Genomic DNA, 17,088 nt, shown 5'->3' on the forward strand with positions numbered 1-17,088 from the left:
CAAAAAAGAAAGTAAAAGGCATTTTGATAAAAACAACGGCTAAATGGCATAAATATCTACTCCTTAGATACCTCGTTATCCTTGTTAAACGACTGTATAAGAAGAACCATTTAATACCGAGAATATTCTTTATAATAACGATGAAAACATGGAATTTTGCGACAAAACACGCAATAACATCCGCGCTATAATAACGACAAAAGCAAAGTGATAACTTGCATGCCATAATGTCATGCGTATGATGCATATCACATCTTTTATTTATCACGGTTAACGATCTTTACGTAAGGGTTTCACGTTATGCGTATTCCTCGCATTTATCATCCAGAACCACTCACAGCAGGTACTCAAACAGCATTAGATGAAGAAGCATCTAATCATGTTGGGCGTGTATTAAGAATGTCTACGGGCCAAAAACTGGCACTGTTTGATGGGTCAAATCAAGTATTTGATGCTGAAATCATCGAAAGCACAAAAAAAGTCAGTCATTGTGCAAATTAATGAAGGCATTGTTGATGATAAAGAATCCCCTCTCGACCTCCATTTAGGGCAAGTGCTTTCACGAGGCGAGAAAATGGAATTTACTATTCAAAAATCAGTTGAATTAGGTGTTAATACGATCACTCCACTGATCTCAGAACGCTGTGGTGTTAAACTTGACCCTAGCCGTTTAGAGAAAAAACATCAGCAATGGCAAAAAATTATTATCTCAGCATGTGAGCAATGCGGCAGAAATAGTATTCCACAATTAATGCCAGTAATGGCATTAGAAAAATGGTGTGCTCAAGATGATGGTAGTTTAAAACTCAATTTACATCCTAGAGCGAACCAAAGTATTAATACCTTACCCTTACCAGTTAAAAAAGTGCGTTTATTGATTGGCCCTGAGGGTGGACTTTCCCCTGAAGAAATCGCCATGACAGCAGAGCACCATTTTACTGATATTTTATTAGGTCCTCGTGTATTAAGAACTGAAACAACAGCACTCACCGCAATCACCGCTTTGCAGGTTCGGTTCGGCGATCTGGGATAAAGGAGAAGTAATGATTAAATTAGGTATTGTGATGGATCCAATTTCATCCATCAAAATCAAAAAAGACACCAGCTTTGCTATGCTATTAGAAGCGCAACGTCGTGGCTGGGAAATTCATTATATGGAGATGAACGATCTTTATCTACACCAAGGTGAAGCACGCGCTCACACTCGTTTACTCAGCGTAGAAGAAAATCCAGAAAAATGGTTTGAATTTGGCAAAGAGCAAGATATTGCTTTAGGTGAACTCGATACCATTTTAATGCGTAAAGATCCGCCTTTTGATACCGAATTTATCTACGCAACCTATATTTTAGAACGCGCTGAAGATATGGGAACACTGATAGTGAATAAACCACAAAGCTTACGTGATTGTAATGAAAAACTCTTTACTGCTTGGTTTCCCACATTAACACCTGACACATTAGTCACTCGTGAAGCTAAGCACCTACGTGCTTTCCATGAAAAACACGGTGATGTTATTTTCAAACCACTAGATGGTATGGGGGGAGCTTCAATCTTCCGCCTGAAAAAAGATGATCCAAACGTAGGTGTTATTATTGAAACATTAACAGAACATGGACATCGTTTCTGTATGGCACAAAATTTCCTACCTGAAATTGTTAACGGCGACAAACGTATTCTTGTTGTTGATGGTGAACCCGTACCTTATTGCTTAGCTCGAATTCCTGCAAAAGGTGAAACCCGAGGCAATTTAGCGGCTGGTGGTCGTGGAGAAGCACGTCCATTAACAGAAAGTGATTGGGCAATAGCGCGTCAAGTTGCACCTATTCTTAAACAAAAAGGGCTTATTTTTGTTGGATTAGATGTTATTGGTGATCGTTTGACTGAGATTAACGTAACAAGCCCAACATGTGCACGTGAAATTGAAGCCGCTTATCCTGATGTTTCTATTACAGGTATGTTAATGGATGCTATTGAAGTACGCTTAAACAAGAAAAACTAACTTTTAGGCACTGAGATTAAAGGGTTTAAAAGTATGAACCTAGCCCCCACATATTAATTAATAAGCGGTATACATTAAGAAATACAATGTATAAAAGGGCTAGGTTTTTTAATAAAAATGATCAGGGAACAGTACTACTATTATGAATTTACTTAACCATTTTCTTATTGCTATGCCTTCATTAAGCGATCCGTTATTTGAACGTTCGGTCGTCTATGTTTGCGAACATAATGAAAACGGTGCGATGGGCTTAATTATTAATAAACCTATCGAAGATATCTCTGTGGAAGGTGTCTTAGATCAACTGGAAATTTTTTCGACTGATAGAGACGAAGCGATTAGCTTACAAAAACCAGTGATGTCAGGAGGCCCAGTTGCAGAAGAACATGGTTTTATCTTACATACTCCGGTTTCAGGTTTTAGTTCTAGCATCAAAATTAGTGATAGTACGATGATCACAACGTCCAAAGATGTATTAGAAACCTTAGGCACAGCAAGACAACCCGAAAAAACATTAGTTTCTCTTGGCTATTCCAGTTGGGAACAAGGTCAATTAGAGAAAGAAATTTTAGAAAATAGTTGGCTAACCGTCGAAGCTTCACCTCAAATTATTTTTGATACCCCTATTGCTGAACGTTGGCATAAAGCGGCTGAATTAATTGGGATTAATATCCACACCATTTCGCCGATAGCAGGTCATGCATAATGTCAAACAGAACAGTGATAGGCTTTGATTTCGGCACTAAAAGCATTGGTGCCGCTATCGGTCAAGAAGTTACAGGAACAGCTAGACCTCTAGCCTCATTTAAAGCAAAAGATGGCATTCCTGACTGGACTCAAATCGAAAAAATCATAAAAGAATGGCAACCTGATTTAGTCGTTGTCGGCTTACCTCTTAATATGGATGGCACCGAACAGTTAGTCACAACCCAAGCTAAAAAGTTTGCTAATCGCCTTCATGGTCGATTTGGAGTGCAAATTGCATTACATGATGAACGCCTTAGCACAGTAGAAGCGCGCGCTCATCTTTTTGAACGTGGTGGTTACCGTTCGTTAGATAAAGGTAGTGTAGATGCTGCATCTGCCGTTATTATTCTTGAAAGCTGGTTTGAACAACAATTCTAAAAATAGGTTTCACCTCGTGATACCCGTCAAATTTTACTTATAAATTCACTAGATTGAATTAAACCTTCATGTTGACGTTGTTGCCGACTTAACATGAAGGTTTGCATACCGTATTCACTTCCTGTTTGCATTAATGTCGTTACTTGGTGATATTTTCCTTCTCTTATAAGATGTGAAATACCCTGCGTAACCTGCATTATTTCAAATAGCGCCACACGCCCACCATCAATTGAAGGCACTAACTCTTGTGAAATTATCGCCTTTAAGCTGCACGCTAATTGCGATGAAATCCATTGCCGCTCATTAGCTGAAAATACATTAGTCACGCGCTCAAGCGTTTGTGCAGCCCCTTGAGTATGCAATGTTGCCAGCACTAAATGCCCTGTTTCTGCTGCCGTTAATGCCAACTTAATACTTTGTGCATCTCTCAATTCCCCTAACATAATGACATCTGGATCTTGGCGTAAAGCGCTCTTTATTGCATTTGCGGTATGTTGAACATCTCGCCCTATTTCTCTTTGCTGTACAATGCTTTGCTTATTACTATGTATAAACTCAATAGGATCTTCTAATGTCAAAATATGCTGACGGTGGTATTGGTTTAAATAATTGATCATTGCTGCTAATGTCGATGATTTTCCACTTCCTGTTGCTCCAGTCACTAAAATAAGTCCGTGAGAATAATTATCTAATAATGTTGAAACCGATTTAGGTACTCGAAGTTTATCTAAAGAAGGAATTTGTGCTTCAATTATTCTTAATACTGCTGAAACCCCTTTTTGTTGGCGAAACAAATTAACACGAAGTCGTTGTCCACAAGACAGCGTAAATGCCGTATCAACCTGCCCTTCATTCTCAAAAATTTGCTTTTGCGTATCACTTAAAAAAGGCTTGAGCCACGTTAGTAGACTATCGGAAGTGATAGGTTTACATTGATTTTGTTGATAAAGTATTCCATTGATCCGCAATCTAGGTACATCACCACAACAAAGGTGCAGATCCGAAGCGTTATGCTTTACACTATATGCAATTAAATTTTCCATTTTCATCTTATTATCTCCTGAGTTGCCATGAATACTATTAAACAGAATCTCGTCAATGTCAGGTCTCACATTGACACAGCAGCGCAAAAATGCGGCCGTTCTCCAGAAGAAATAACACTACTTGCAGTCAGTAAAACAAAACCTGCGAGTGACATCGAAAAAGCAATAGCATGTGGACAAACTGAGTTTGGTGAAAACTATGTCCAAGAAGGTGTTGATAAAATCCATTATTTTGCTAATAACCACGCCTTAGTTTGGCACTTTATCGGCCCTTTGCAGTCAAATAAAACACGTCTCGTTGCTGAGAATTTCGATTGGTGCCACACCATAGATAGATTAAAAATCGCTCAAAGATTAAGTGACCAACGCCCTGATTCATTACCACCATTAAATGTACTTATTCAAATCAATATCAGTGATGAAAACAGTAAATCTGGTATTAATCTGACTGAACTTGATGGGTTAGCCGCACAAATTTCTATTCTTTCAGGTATTAAATTACGTGGATTAATGGCTATTCCAGCACCTGAAAGCAAATATGACAAACAAGTTGAAGTGTTAGAAAAAATGCATCTCGCATTTAAGCAATTACAATCTCAATATCCCAATATAGATACGTTATCTATGGGAATGACAAATGATATGGAAGCAGCTATTGCTTGTGGTTCAACACTCGTTCGTATTGGTACCGCAATTTTTGGCGCAAGAGATTACGCGACTAAGTAAAATAGAGGTTTATATGGAACATCGTAACATTGCTTTTATCGGCGCTGGAAATATGGCTCAAGCCATTATTGCAGGGTTGGTTCAAGGTGGATATCCCGCACATAAGATAACCGTCAGCTCACCTTCTTCCGTTCGCCGTGAACCTTTAGAAAAAGAGTTCGGCATTCATAGTACTAATGACAATATTGATGCCGTTCAAAAAGCTGATGTTATTGTGCTAGCAGTAAAACCACAAATGATGGAAGAAGTTTGTAAGCCTTTACAAAATATCCCCATGAGTAAAAAGTTAGTCCTCACTATTGCCGCAGGCATTCCTGCCACACGTTATAACGACTATTTTGCAACTCAATTACAGCTTGTTCGCATTATGCCAAATACCCCAGCTCTGGTAGGTAAAGGGTTAAGTGGTATGTTTGCTCACAATTCACTTTCATCTCAAGATAAACAGTTTGCCAATGAATTAATGAAAAGTGTTGGAACAACTGTTTGGGTAGAGCAAGAATCTGCCATCAATGATATTATCGCCATTGCGGGTAGTGCACCTGCTTATTTCTTCTTGTTTATGGAATCAATGCAACAGGAAGCTGAGCGTTTAGGTTTTTCACCTGAAGTAGCAAGAGCTATTGTGCAACAAGCAGCAAGTGGTTCTACGGCTTTAGCAGAGAAACAACATATGTTGTCTTTCTCAACGTTACGTGAGCAAGTAACATCAAAAGGTGGAACGACAGCTGCTGCACTTATGCAGTTTTATGAAGGTAAATTACCCGAAAACGTCGCTTCTGCTATGCAAGCTGCAATTAAACGTGCACAAGAAATGGAAAAACAATTTTAATTTCATCAGGGCCAACTAATGAATTTTTTTAAATTTCGTCATTCTGACTCTTCTTCAACTCTACACATCCGTTCTTCTCTTACGTGTTTGGATGCAATGTGTCAGAGCTGATTTTTATAATCCTTTTTCACAATTTATCGTCAAGATCACACAGCCAATTGTTCGCCCATTAAGAAGTGTTATTCCTTCTATTGGTCCTATTGATACAGCTTCAGTCTTATTAGCCTATATACTTATTCTGCTTGGTATTATTATTCCATCTTACTTATCAGGAACATCTATTCCTTTCTCTTTAATGTTCCCATTTGCTTTTATTGAACTGCTCACAGCCGCAGGTAAAATAATTTTCTGGTTGATCATTATCCGCGCAATCCTTAGCTGGGTAAGCCAAGGTCGAAATCCAATTGATCATCTTTTATTTCAATTGACAGAACCTTTAATGGCACCTATCCGCCGTGTTATTCCAGCCATGGGTGGCTTAGATTTTTCTGCAATGATTGTTATTCTTGTGCTTTACGCCCTGAATTACCTGCGTGTAGACGTTTTACAATGGCTACTTAGCGTAACACTTTACTAAGGGATAACATTTATGCAAAAAGTCGTTCTCGCAACAGGAAATCCAGGAAAGGTCAAAGAGCTAGCCTCTTTGCTTTCTGATTTTGGTTTAGATATTGTTGCTCAAACAGAACTTGGTGTTGATTCTGTTGAAGAAACGGGCTTAACGTTTGTTGAAAATGCGCTGATTAAAGCGCGTCATGCAGCAAAAGTGACTGGCCTTCCCGCAATTGCTGATGATTCAGGTATTTCGGTAGATGCTTTAGGTGGCGCTCCAGGTATTTACTCAGCACGTTATGCGGGTATTGATGCAAACGATCAGCAAAATCTGGATAAATTACTTGATGCAATGAAAGATGTTCCCGCAGAAAAACGCCAAGCTCAATTTAACTGTGTATTGGTTTATATGCGCCATGAGAACGATCCAACCCCACTGATTTTCCATGGTATTTGGCACGGTGTATTAAGTACGGAAATGCACGGTGAAGGTGGATTTGGCTACGATCCTATTTTCTTTGTTCCTGAATTAAATTGTACTGCGGCTCAATTAACTAAAGAGCAAAAAAATCAACATTCACATCGTGGTAAAGCACTTAAATTAATGTTGGATGCCCTTAAGAATGCTTAAGTTGCCCCCATTAAGTTTGTATATTCATATTCCTTGGTGTGTACAAAAATGCCCTTATTGTGATTTTAATTCACACACTTTAAAGGGGGAAGTACCGCATCAGGAATATGTGCAACATTTACTCAATGATTTAGATGCTGATCTTATTCATGTTGGCTCCCGTGAAGTTCAAACAATATTTATTGGTGGCGGTACACCTAGCTTATTAAGTGCTGAGTCAATGGCTGATTTACTCTATGGTGTGAAAGAGCGCATTGCTGTCAGCCCGAATGCAGAAATTACCATGGAAGCTAACCCAGGAACCGTAGAAGCTGAACGCTTTGCTGGATTCCAACGTGCGGGTGTAAATCGTATTTCTATTGGTGTGCAAAGTTTTGGCAACGATAAGCTTATTCGCTTAGGGCGTATTCATGATGCTGATGAAGCTAAGAATGCGGCTCGTTTAGCCAAAGAATTAGGCTTACGTAGCTTTAATTTAGATTTAATGCATGGATTGCCAGATCAATCATTATCTCAAGCGCTTTCGGATTTACAGCAAGCAATAGCGTTATCTCCCCCCCATTTGTCTTGGTATCAATTAACCATTGAACCCAATACACAATTCGGCTCTCGCCCACCTAAATTACCTGATGACGATATGTTGTGGGATATTTTCTCAAAAGGCGATAAATTACTGACAGCAGCAGGTTATCAACAATATGAAACATCAGCATATTGCAAGCCAGGCTTTCAGTGTGAGCACAACTTAAACTATTGGCGTTTTGGTGATTATTTAGGTATCGGTTGTGGTGCTCATGGAAAAATAAGTTTTTCCGATGGTCGTATAATGCGAACAGTAAAAACCAAGCACCCTAAAGGTTTTATGGAAGGTCGCTATCTCCACCAGCAAAATTTTGTTGATAATGATGACCGTCCATTTGAATTTTTTATGAACCGTTTTCGTCTATTAGAAGCATTTCCAAGACAAGATTTCAGCGATTACACGGGGCTTTCTGAAGAAGTGATCCGCCACCAAATAGAAGAAGCTTTGACTTTAGGTTATATCAGTGAATCAGACACTCACTGGCAAATTACACCTCATGGCAAACTCTTTCTCAATTCATTGCTTGAGCTATTTCTTTAATATTGCTGATTTCAAATAGCTAAATTAAAAAATGCCCATACTGTTTTCTGAACTGAGATCAGTTCAATTCACAGTTGGGCATTCTCTTTATTATCAACCTTAAAATATCATAAAGATCTTAAGATTAATCAATTAAAGTACGCGTTCTACCGCTTCAATTTGTTTAGTTAAGCTATCTAAACCACCACCGGAAAGATACCAAAGGTCAGCTTGTAGATAAACAATACCGCCATTTTTTATAGGCAGAAGTTGTTTTTATTATCTCATTTTCAAATGTCGTTTTGTCTAACTTATCTGCACCAATGGCTTCACTACGATCCACGATTAAAATAACATCAGGATTAGCTTTTGCGATCATTTCAGGTGTCACGATACGGCGCTTGCCTTTCTCTTCTTCAGCTACAGGGGGTAATTCTGCTCTTTTTGCTTTAACAACATCATAAACAACACTTTGATTATTAGGCATTAAATTACCAGCGTTATGCATCAACACTAATACTTTTTTATCAGATCCAGAGGCTTTTTTCTGCGCTTGCTCAATAACGGTATTTAATTTAGCAATTTGTTCTTGAGTCGCTTGCTGTTTATCAAATAGCTCACCTAATAATTTGATATTTGACTCAACGGAATTGAGATAATTTGCACTATTGGTTCCTAAATTAACAGTCGGTGCGATTTTCGCTAAGGCTTCATAAGATGCACCTTGGCGACCCGTAATAATGATTAAATCAGGTTTAATTTCAGCGAGTTTTTCTAAGTCAGGCGCTTTCATGCCACCAACATTAGCAACGTGACTTGCAATACTACCTTTAATATAAGCAGGAGCATTGCCTAACGGTAACCCAACCACTTTATCGGCTAAACCTAACTGAACTAAAGAATCATAGAGACCAAAATCAAAAAGAACCACTTTTGATGGATCCTTAGCGACCGTTGTTTCACCCAACAGATGTTTAATCACCACCTTGTCATTCTGCTGGCTAATAACTTGGTTAGGTTGATATTCAATTGGCGTTTTGCTTAACGCAGAGAAACTCGTTACAGAAAGGATAGATGCGATAACTAAAGGAAGGATCTTCTTCATTAACTTTGCCCTGTTTAAGTGGAATACTCAAACAAGGCATTCTAAACAGCTCCCCTCACAAGTCAATTGAATAAGAATGATTTTCATTATTATTTTCAATTATTGTGAGCTAAATAATTCAAGATATTGCTTGAAGTATAACAACGAACACTACTTTTTAAGTGAATTAACAAGCTCAATCCGTTGATTCTCCATCTGAGTTATTTTGCTACAAGCTTGCTGACCAAATTGTGTAAATGCAGCTTCTTGTTGCTTCCACTCCTGATCTATAATCTTTTGGAAACCATCTAAGCTTCCTAGTAATCCGCCTAAAGCTTTTTTACTGTCGCCACCAGCGGCAGCTAATAATTGCTTTTTCCCCAATTCATTAATGCTGTCTTGCAACATACCACCTAGGCTACTTTCTACGATCTCTCTGCCTTTGACTTCAACATCTTTAATGACTTGCGAATGGAACGTAATGTTATTTGGTTCTATGCTAACGACTCTATCCATTTGCTGATTAAGATCTTTCTCTAATCGACTTAATCTATTGAGGATATTGCTTTCTTTACCAAAAGCTTCAATAACTACTTTATCAAGCACTTTGCGAGAATCTTGCAGTTTTACCCCAGTTTCAGTTCTTAACCAAGGTACGTCTCGTCTTACTGTGGCTTGATATTTTTTTTGCTAATTCTTGTTGTTGTGGTGTCAATGTGGCACTTTTTTTCATTTTGAAATAATGTACCGTCAGGATAAATCACCATTAAACCCTGTGAACCAGCGACTTCAACAAATTCAGGGGTTATGCGTAAATCATCTTTTGGCATTACAGCACAATCAAAACTGGGTGATGCATTTGCTGTCCCCGCAACAAAAAACAGTGTGACAGCAATATTTCTTAAATTCATAACAACTCTCCTGAAAACACGCCTAAAAAATTGAACGCCCAACTTTGTTTGCTAATAATTCAAGTGCTGCACAACCTGCTAATGAATTACCTGATTTATCCAGCTCGGGTGACCAAACTGCAACCGTAAAAGCATCAGGAACAACAGCAATAATGCCGCCACCCACGCCTGATTTTCCAGGAATACCAATACGAAAGGCAAATTCACCTGCACCATCATACATGCCACAAGTTAACATTAACGCATTTATTTGACGGGTTTGTCTTGGCGTAATAATCTGATTTTTATTACCTACACATACACCTTGATTAGCTAAATAGCTAAAACATCGTACTAACTCGGTGCAACTCATCTCTATTGAGCAATAGTGAAAATAAGTATCAAGTACCGTAATAACATCATTTTCAAAATTACCAAAAGATTTCATTAGATATGCGATTGATGCATTCCGACTAAGATGCTCCATCTCTGATTTTGCAACCACAGCGTTATAGCAAATATCCGGAGTCTCAGTAAGAAAACGGATCACTTCTAACATTCTTTGTTTAGGTGCACTTAATCGAGACTGCAACATATCAGTGATAACAATAGCACCCGCATTAATAAAAGGATTGCGCGGTATTCCTTTTTCCATTTCTAATTGTATCAATGAATTAAAAGGTAGGCCTGATGGCTCTTTTCCTACACGTTGCCAAATTTCATTTTCTTCATAACGTGTTAAAGCAAGCGTTAAGCTAAGTACTTTAGAGATCGATTGAATCGAAAAACGCTTATCTGCCATGCCTGATTGATAGAGTTCACCATCCACCGTATAAACAGCCATAGCAAGCTGTTTTGGCGGTATTTGAGCCAATGCGGGAATATAATCCGCGACTTTCCCTTGCCCAATCAATGGACGAATTTGTTGCAAAATATCTGACAGTAATGCGTTAGATAACCTTGTAGTCACAGTCCCTTCCCCAGACAGACAAGGGCATCCTTTTGGATGCCCTTGTAATTATTTGCTAAATGTATAACTTTCTATCAATCCCACCAAACATCAAATAGCTCAGAGGTTTGCACATCTTGCATTTTGTTTTCTTTGAGGAAGTTTTCAACTAATTGACGATGTTCTTCTGTACATTTACCAATTTGTTGTAAACAGATTAAGCCTTCCCAGCTCAGGTAACCACTTGCATCAAATGCCAGCCCGTTTGGCTCAATAACTTTGAGGATCAGTTCATCAACAAAGCGATCTACTTCCTCAATGGGGGTATTTTCTGGGAAAGTCCATTTAACTGAGAAACCTAATTCCTGAAATTCATCGATACGCATTTTTTTGCGTAAGCGGCGACTACGTTGTTTAGCCATTATTTTACCCTCTTAAACATAAGATCCCATACTCCATGTCCTAAACGATGACCGCGCTTTTCAAACTTAGTCACAGGACGAGTTTCTGGTCGTGGTACATAATCCTGAGTTTCTGACAAATTCTGATAACCCTCAACACTTGTCATCACTTCAAGCATATGTTCTGCATATGGTTCCCAATCTGTCGCCATATGAAAAACACCGTCTAACGTTAATTTTTTTAAAATTAATTCTGCAAAAGGCACTTGAACAATACGGCGTTTATTATGACGCGCTTTGTGCCATGGATCAGGAAAGAATAGCTGAACCATTTTTAAACTATTATCTGGGATCATATGATTGAGCACTTCAATCGCATCGTGGCACATGACTCTCAGATTACTTAATTGCTCTTCTTCAGCATTTGCAAGACAAGCACCAACACCCGGTGCGTGTACTTCAATACCGAAATAATTATTTTCCGGTGCATTTTTTGCCATAGTCACGAGCGATGCACCCATGCCGAAGCCAATTTCTAAAATAACAGGCGCTTCGCGTCCAAAAACCTGACTGAAGTCGATAGGTTCCGGCTGATATTCAACACCAAAGGCTGGCCACTGTGTTTCTAATGCTTGCTCTTGACGAGGTGTTAAACGACCTTGTCTACGAACAAAACTACGCACGCGTCGTAAAGCACGCCCTTCTTCATTGAATTCCGGAGAAATTACATTTTTGATCATGTCTAATACTGTCAGTCGTTAGGCCAAATATTTACTTAAAATCGTTATAATGTCGCTATGATGCTACTTCATCGACATTATCCAAAGATCACTAAGTTTAGCAAGAGTCACTCATAGAAGCATCACTCTATAAGATAAATATTAAGAGTGTTTACAGTTTATTCTCTCTGTGGTGCAATCTTACCTTAATCAAAACCTGAGTTAATAAAATAAAACATGATGGAAGCTCTGCAATTTTCGCAAGTCGTACTCACTTGGTATCACAAATATGGGCGTAAAACGCTTCCTTGGCAGCAAGAAAAAACGCCTTATCACGTATGGTTATCAGAGGTAATGCTTCAACAAACTCAAGTTGCTACGGTTATTCCTTACTTTGAGCGTTTTATTGCGCGTTTCCCTGATGTCAGTGCATTAGCTAAAGCCCCTCTCGATGAAGTGCTTCATCTCTGGACAGGTCTTGGCTATTACGCAAGAGCCAGAAACTTACATAAAGCAGCACAACACATTGTAGATAAACATCAAGGGCAGTTTCCTGATACCTTTGAGGACGTTTGTGCCTTACCTGGTGTTGGGCGTTCAACCGCTGGAGCCATTTTATCGTTATCACTGAAAAAGCCTTACCCAATTCTTGATGGTAATGTGAAACGTGTTTTAGCACGCTGTTATGCTGTTGAAGGCTGGCCAGGTAAAAAAGAAGTTGAAAATAAGTTGTGGGAGATCAGCGAAAACGTCACTCCGACTGAAGGTGTAGAGTATTTTAATCAGGCAATGATGGATTTAGGTGCAATGGTTTGCACAAGAAGTAAACCTAAATGTGAATTATGCCCCTTAAATACTGGCTGTATGGCTTATGCTCAAAATAATTGGGCAAATTACCCGGGGAAAAAACCGAAAAAAGCGATCCCAGAGAAAACAACTTATTTTCTTATTTTACAATATGATAATCTTGTTTGGTTAGATAAAAGACCACCAGCAGGAATATGGGGAGGGTTATTTGCTTTTCCTCAATTTGAAACAAAAGCACTTTTAGAACAGTGGTTAGCTGAACATGGACTCAATAATAGTAAATCAGAACAACTGATTTCATTTAGACATACTTTTAGCCACTTTCATTTAGATATTGTGCCTATTTGCGTAAAACTCTCGACTTTTACCTCTATGATGGAGACGCAAAAAGGACTTTGGTATAACTTACAGACGCCTGCAACCGTAGGGTTAGCAGCACCTGTAGAAAATTTACTTAGACAATTAGCCTAAGCTAATCCCTGCGATATTGAGGATTTATTATGAGTAGAACTATTTTTTGTACTTTCCTTAACAAAGAAGCTGATGGACTTGATTTTCAGTTGTACCCAGGAGAAATTGGAAAGCGCATTTTCAATGAGATATCAAAAGAAGCATGGGCTCAATGGATGGCAAAACAGACGATGCTTATCAATGAGAAAAAACTCAACACAATGAACCCTGATGATCGCAAACTATTAGAACAAGAGATGGTACGATTTTTATTTGAAGGCCACGATGTTCATATTGACGGCTACACACCACCTGAAAAATAATATCCATTTTCCAGAGCCATTACGGCTCTGGAGTTTTATTCACCAGAGCGATGCAATAGACCATGAAAAAAGATCCTTCTCTTGCTGATTATCGCCCCTCTACTCATCTCATGTAGTAGTAAACCCACTAAAACTTTTGAGCCTGATTACAGCAAAGACACCAATGCATTCGATATATTAATGGGACAATTTGCCAATAATATCGAGATGATTTGGGGAATGCAGGAAGTATTAATCGCAGGCCCTAAAGACTACGTAAAGTATACGGACGCTTATAGAACTCGTAGCCATATTAATTTTGAAGCGGGTACAATCACGATAGAAACCCTAGGGGGCGATGCACCTCAATTCCAATTACATAAAGCGATTGTCACGACATTGCTTATGGGAGAAGATCCCGGCTCTATCGACCTCTACTCTGATGTCAATAATATCCCCCACAGTACAGAGCCTTTTTTATTAGGACAAGTGCTTGATAATACAGGACAACCTATACGCTGGGAGTGGCGAGCCAATAAGTTTGCAGATTATCTGATTACCAATAAATTACAAAAACGTCAATCTGGCATAAATACCATTTGGTATGTCACCATTAATTTAGTCCCTAACCACTTAGATAAACGAGCACATAAATATTTACCTTATGTGCAGCAAGCCGCAGCGAAGTATGGTGTTGAACCTTCACTGATCCTTGCGATTATGCAAATTGAATCAAGTTTTAACCCTTACGCGGTCAGTAGTTCAGATGCATTAGGCTTAATGCAAATTATGCCAGCAACAGCCGGACGTGACGTCTTCCGCATGCAAGGCAAATCAGGACAGCCAAGTCGCAGTTACTTGTTTGATCCCGCTAATAATATCGATGTTGGTACGGCGTATATCTCAATATTACAAAATAGCTACCTTGGTGATATTAAAGATCCTATTTCACGCCGTTACGCCGTTATACAAGCTTACAACGGTGGTGCAGGAAGTGTATTACGGATATTCCATAATGATAAGAAAAAAGCTGCTGCCATGATTAACAACTTAGAGCCAACGCAGGTGTATACCACATTACGTAATAAACACCCTGCCGACCAATCTCGTCGTTATCTTGAAAAGGTGAGTACAGCTCAACGTAACTATCGTTAGTTGATACTTAAACTAAAAAAACTTCCTCAATGAATTTGGGGAAGCTTTTTTGTTATAAAGACTGAATAAACGGTTTTATCATCATCTATATTTTAAGTATGACAAAAGACTTTAGCTTTATACTTACTCATTCTCCGCAATAAATAGCGTTTTATTAACCAATGAGTTTAAAAAAACACCAATCGAACAGTTTTGTGATAAATAACGTTGACGAGAAAGGCGATATCGGGTTTAATACGCCCCGTTGCCCGAATAGCTCAGTCGGTAGAGCAGGGGATTGAAAATCCCCGTGTCCTTGGTTCGATTCCGAGTTCGGGCACCATCTTTCATTTGTTCGTCAGTGAGTTAAATCACTGAGAGGGCAAACAAGAGTGGAAAAATATAATTTGGCACTGTCACTTTATGTTAAAACTCTTAAACTAAACAGTCTTGCTCAAACCAAGGCTGTTTTTTTTATTTGTCACTTTTTACTTTTTTTCCTAATCACTGTCAAATCTTGATACTCCTCCTGTTATTCTTATCACATCAATTCCGCCTCAAGTATATTTCGCAAGTTATCAACACTTTCATCAATATATTCTAATGTCGATGTAATGCTGGCATGTCCTAATAGCCTTTTCACAATATAAAGATTACGTTCTGGTGATTGCATCATATGCGTTGCGACAGTATGTCGAAAGCGATGTGGTGATATGATAAAGTGACATTCTGCTGATAATCGTTTGAAAAATGAGCGTAATGGATATTCGCCCATGCTCTTGGGATGTTTCTTCCTTTTCATTAAATCAAACCACCCAACATTGAACACTTGATCTGTCGGTTCAACTCCTACCTTTTGTGCTTCTTTCACTAAATTTTCTAGTGATGGGTATAATGCGGAAACAATCGGTACCCGATGTTCACGGTGATTTTTAGCCCCCTCCTCACATAAATGGATCCATTTCTCTTCAAGGTTAATATTAAAAAGATGGAAATGTGCCATAAAACAGCGTGATGAATAAGTTAGTTTATCTTCAGTCTCACTGTCTGAACTATCTTCAGTAAAAGGTTTAAATAACGTGACTAATGTGGACTTTTCGCCTCTGCGAACACGACCTCCTGCACATCTTGCTTGATTAAACGTCAACCACCGATTTGAATTAACCCCTTTTTCAATCGCTCCTAGCCATAACAGCATGACATTAATACCACTGTAATATCGCCCTGTTGCTGCATTAACTGGTAGCCCTTCATTTTCTGTATCCCAAGTTTTTCGCCAAGGTTCTATTCCTTTTTCTAATGCTTCAATAATCTTATTTGTCACTATGTGATAAAGATCGTTTTGCCGTGAGGGTGTACGACCTATTAATTCCTTTTTCATAGGCAATTTCTGTTAGCCCCCAAATAGGGAAGCAATTCCCATTTGGGGTGAAATAAAGAAAGTTGATTTAATAAATATTGCAATCGCCCTAAGGCGCTTCTTTCAAATCGCGAGTGCAGTGATTAGCACAGAAGCATTGGCTGCTGTTAAAAACAACGAGGTAATAATTGAAGAGTAAACGATAGGGATATTGATAAGTAGTTCTAACTATAATTACAAGGTTTTTATTTTAGCCTCACAATTAAATAATTATTGAAACTAGTAAGATCATTACAAATGATCTAATTTTCATCACAACTAAAGCGATTACCTCTTTATTCTTATCGATAGTTCTCTATTTTTATGATAAGAATATCTAATGAATAAGGAGGCTGTATGCAACGACCTAATTTATTTGGTAAATCAATTGCACTCAATGGGGATAAAACATCCACGGGTGCAACTTGCATCGCAACAATTCAGCAAGTGACATGCTATGGCAACAGTGCACTTAGAGTTGGAGATCCAACAACAACATGTCCCCAATGCGGAAAACTAGGGATCATTATTACAGGCGAAGATAGAATCAATAATCATGGGAAAATTCAGGCTGTCCACCATTCGATTGTACAATGTGGATGCTCTCTTGGTTCCAATTTTGTTATCGCAGCGACATCTAAAAAAGTCTTCTGATCATATTTCAAATTCTCTAGTCAACCTTATACCCGCCTTATTTAGCCAAAAATTTATTTTAAAAGATGCAAATAATTCCATCGCTTATGGTATTAAAACTGCTTCTGGTTTTATTGAAGGAATGTCAAAGCAAAATGGAGAATTAGAATTAGTCGAAACACCACAGGAAGAAAAATATTGAGGTTATTTATTTATTTCAAACAAGGATAGGAACAAAAAAATGAGTATTTTAGTGACAAAGACTGTTGAAGGTGGTTGCCGTACAATTTTACCTTTTGATGAATTATC

The 17,088-nt window shown here is 38.5% G+C and carries 19 protein-coding genes, 1 tRNA gene and 2 pseudogenes; 14 read left to right on the plus strand and 8 right to left on the minus strand.

Annotated features, from left to right (window positions below):
• The first annotated feature begins 300 nt into the window (after nt 1–300).
• From rsmE to ruvX, 4 genes and pseudogenes are all read left to right on the plus strand, one after another.
• A pseudogene (rsmE, locus tag BHE89_RS13430) lies at nt 301–1,033 on the plus strand (16S rRNA (uracil(1498)-N(3))-methyltransferase).
• 10 nt (nt 1,034–1,043) lie between these two features.
• A complete protein-coding gene (gene gshB, locus BHE89_RS13435) occupies nt 1,044–2,000 on the plus strand; it encodes a glutathione synthase (protein ID WP_069367062.1) in 957 nt (318 codons plus the stop codon).
• A gap of 142 nt (nt 2,001–2,142) precedes the next feature.
• The gene (locus BHE89_RS13440; protein ID WP_023581015.1) at nt 2,143–2,706 is read left to right on the plus strand and encodes a YqgE/AlgH family protein; all 564 of its coding nucleotides are present in this window, start codon (nt 2,143–2,145) and stop codon (nt 2,704–2,706) included.
• Complete coding sequence (gene ruvX, locus BHE89_RS13445; protein WP_069367061.1) at nt 2,706–3,125, plus strand: Holliday junction resolvase RuvX; 420 nt, start codon at nt 2,706–2,708, stop codon at nt 3,123–3,125. Before BHE89_RS13440 ends, ruvX begins: the two co-directional genes overlap by 1 nt.
• Nucleotides 3,126–3,151: 26 nt before the next feature.
• Here ruvX and BHE89_RS13450 read toward each other — a convergent pair whose 3' ends face one another.
• Nucleotides 3,152–4,174 carry a type IV pilus twitching motility protein PilT gene (locus BHE89_RS13450; RefSeq protein ID WP_069367060.1) on the minus strand — a complete coding sequence of 341 codons (1,023 nt, stop codon included), beginning with the start codon at nt 4,172–4,174 and terminating at the stop codon, nt 3,152–3,154.
• Nucleotides 4,175–4,195: 21 nt separating this feature from the next.
• Between BHE89_RS13450 and BHE89_RS13455 the strand changes: the two genes are divergently transcribed.
• Genes BHE89_RS13455 through hemW form a run of 5 tightly spaced genes read left to right on the plus strand, consistent with a single transcriptional unit; the run spans nt 4,196 to nt 8,032 of the window.
• A complete protein-coding gene (locus BHE89_RS13455; RefSeq protein ID WP_069367059.1) occupies nt 4,196–4,894 on the plus strand; it encodes a YggS family pyridoxal phosphate-dependent enzyme in 699 nt (232 codons plus the stop codon).
• Nucleotides 4,895–4,907: 13 nt separating this feature from the next.
• Nucleotides 4,908–5,726, plus strand: a complete 819-nt coding sequence (gene proC, locus BHE89_RS13460; RefSeq protein WP_069367058.1) for a pyrroline-5-carboxylate reductase — start codon at nt 4,908–4,910, stop codon at nt 5,724–5,726.
• Nucleotides 5,727–5,748: 22 nt separating this feature from the next.
• Nucleotides 5,749–6,303, plus strand: coding sequence for a YggT family protein (locus BHE89_RS13465; protein ID WP_128860536.1), 555 nt, complete (start codon nt 5,749–5,751; stop codon nt 6,301–6,303).
• A 12-nt stretch (nt 6,304–6,315) separates the two neighbouring features.
• Nucleotides 6,316–6,909, plus strand: coding sequence for an XTP/dITP diphosphatase (locus BHE89_RS13470; protein ID WP_069367056.1), 594 nt, complete (start codon nt 6,316–6,318; stop codon nt 6,907–6,909).
• Nucleotides 6,902–8,032: a radical SAM family heme chaperone HemW gene (gene hemW / locus BHE89_RS13475; RefSeq protein WP_069367055.1), complete on the plus strand. Its 1,131-nt coding sequence runs from the start codon at nt 6,902–6,904 to the stop codon at nt 8,030–8,032. Before BHE89_RS13470 ends, hemW begins: the two co-directional genes overlap by 8 nt.
• Nucleotides 8,033–8,164: 132 nt before the next feature.
• On the opposite strand, the pseudogene BHE89_RS13480 reads toward hemW, so the two are convergent.
• The 6 genes and pseudogenes from BHE89_RS13480 to trmB form a co-directional block, all read right to left on the minus strand.
• A pseudogene (locus BHE89_RS13480) lies at nt 8,165–9,116 on the minus strand (siderophore ABC transporter substrate-binding protein).
• 150 nt (nt 9,117–9,266) lie between these two features.
• Complete coding sequence (locus BHE89_RS25795; protein WP_286146133.1) at nt 9,267–9,719, minus strand: DUF2884 family protein; 453 nt, start codon at nt 9,717–9,719, stop codon at nt 9,267–9,269.
• Between the two features lie 41 nt (nt 9,720–9,760).
• Nucleotides 9,761–10,006: a YggN family protein gene (locus BHE89_RS25800; RefSeq protein WP_286146132.1), complete on the minus strand. Its 246-nt coding sequence runs from the start codon at nt 10,004–10,006 to the stop codon at nt 9,761–9,763.
• Nucleotides 10,007–10,028: 22 nt separating this feature from the next.
• Nucleotides 10,029–10,955, minus strand: a complete 927-nt coding sequence (glsB, locus tag BHE89_RS13490) for a glutaminase B (RefSeq protein ID WP_069367052.1) — start codon at nt 10,953–10,955, stop codon at nt 10,029–10,031.
• Nucleotides 10,956–11,029: 74 nt separating this feature from the next.
• Nucleotides 11,030–11,356, minus strand: a complete 327-nt coding sequence (locus BHE89_RS13495) for a YggL family protein (RefSeq protein ID WP_006534836.1) — start codon at nt 11,354–11,356, stop codon at nt 11,030–11,032.
• Nucleotides 11,356–12,075, minus strand: a complete 720-nt coding sequence (gene trmB / locus BHE89_RS13500; RefSeq protein WP_069367051.1) for a tRNA (guanosine(46)-N7)-methyltransferase TrmB — start codon at nt 12,073–12,075, stop codon at nt 11,356–11,358. The genes BHE89_RS13495 and trmB overlap by 1 nt, the downstream gene beginning before the upstream one ends.
• A 216-nt stretch (nt 12,076–12,291) precedes the next feature.
• Here trmB and mutY point away from each other — a divergent pair, with 216 nt between their 5' ends.
• The 4 genes from mutY to BHE89_RS13520 all read left to right on the plus strand — a co-directional run bounded on the left by mutY (nt 12,292) and on the right by BHE89_RS13520 (nt 15,090).
• Nucleotides 12,292–13,332 (plus strand): A/G-specific adenine glycosylase, encoded by a 1,041-nt coding sequence (gene mutY / locus BHE89_RS13505; RefSeq protein WP_069367050.1) that lies wholly within the window; start codon nt 12,292–12,294, stop codon nt 13,330–13,332.
• 29 nt (nt 13,333–13,361) lie between these two features.
• Nucleotides 13,362–13,634 carry an oxidative damage protection protein gene (locus BHE89_RS13510; protein WP_006534840.1) on the plus strand — a complete coding sequence of 91 codons (273 nt, stop codon included), beginning with the start codon at nt 13,362–13,364 and terminating at the stop codon, nt 13,632–13,634.
• 72 nt (nt 13,635–13,706) lie between these two features.
• Nucleotides 13,707–14,768 carry a membrane-bound lytic murein transglycosylase MltC gene (mltC, locus tag BHE89_RS13515; RefSeq protein WP_128860537.1) on the plus strand — a complete coding sequence of 354 codons (1,062 nt, stop codon included), beginning with the start codon at nt 13,707–13,709 and terminating at the stop codon, nt 14,766–14,768.
• A 246-nt stretch (nt 14,769–15,014) separates the two neighbouring features.
• A tRNA-Phe gene (locus tag BHE89_RS13520) sits at nt 15,015–15,090 on the plus strand.
• A 198-nt stretch (nt 15,091–15,288) separates the two neighbouring features.
• On the opposite strand, the gene BHE89_RS13525 is transcribed toward BHE89_RS13520, so the two are convergent.
• Entirely contained in the window at nt 15,289–16,128 is an 840-nt protein-coding gene (locus BHE89_RS13525; protein WP_077885053.1) for an ArdC-like ssDNA-binding domain-containing protein, read from the minus strand.
• A 375-nt stretch (nt 16,129–16,503) separates the two neighbouring features.
• Here BHE89_RS13525 and BHE89_RS13530 point away from each other — a divergent pair, with 375 nt between their 5' ends.
• Nucleotides 16,504–16,800: a PAAR domain-containing protein gene (locus BHE89_RS13530; RefSeq protein ID WP_128860538.1), complete on the plus strand. Its 297-nt coding sequence runs from the start codon at nt 16,504–16,506 to the stop codon at nt 16,798–16,800.
• Nucleotides 16,801–17,088 lie beyond the last annotated feature (288 nt).

The organism is Shigella sp. FC1967, assembly GCF_001743005.1.
Lineage (GTDB): Bacteria > Pseudomonadota > Gammaproteobacteria > Enterobacterales > Enterobacteriaceae > Proteus.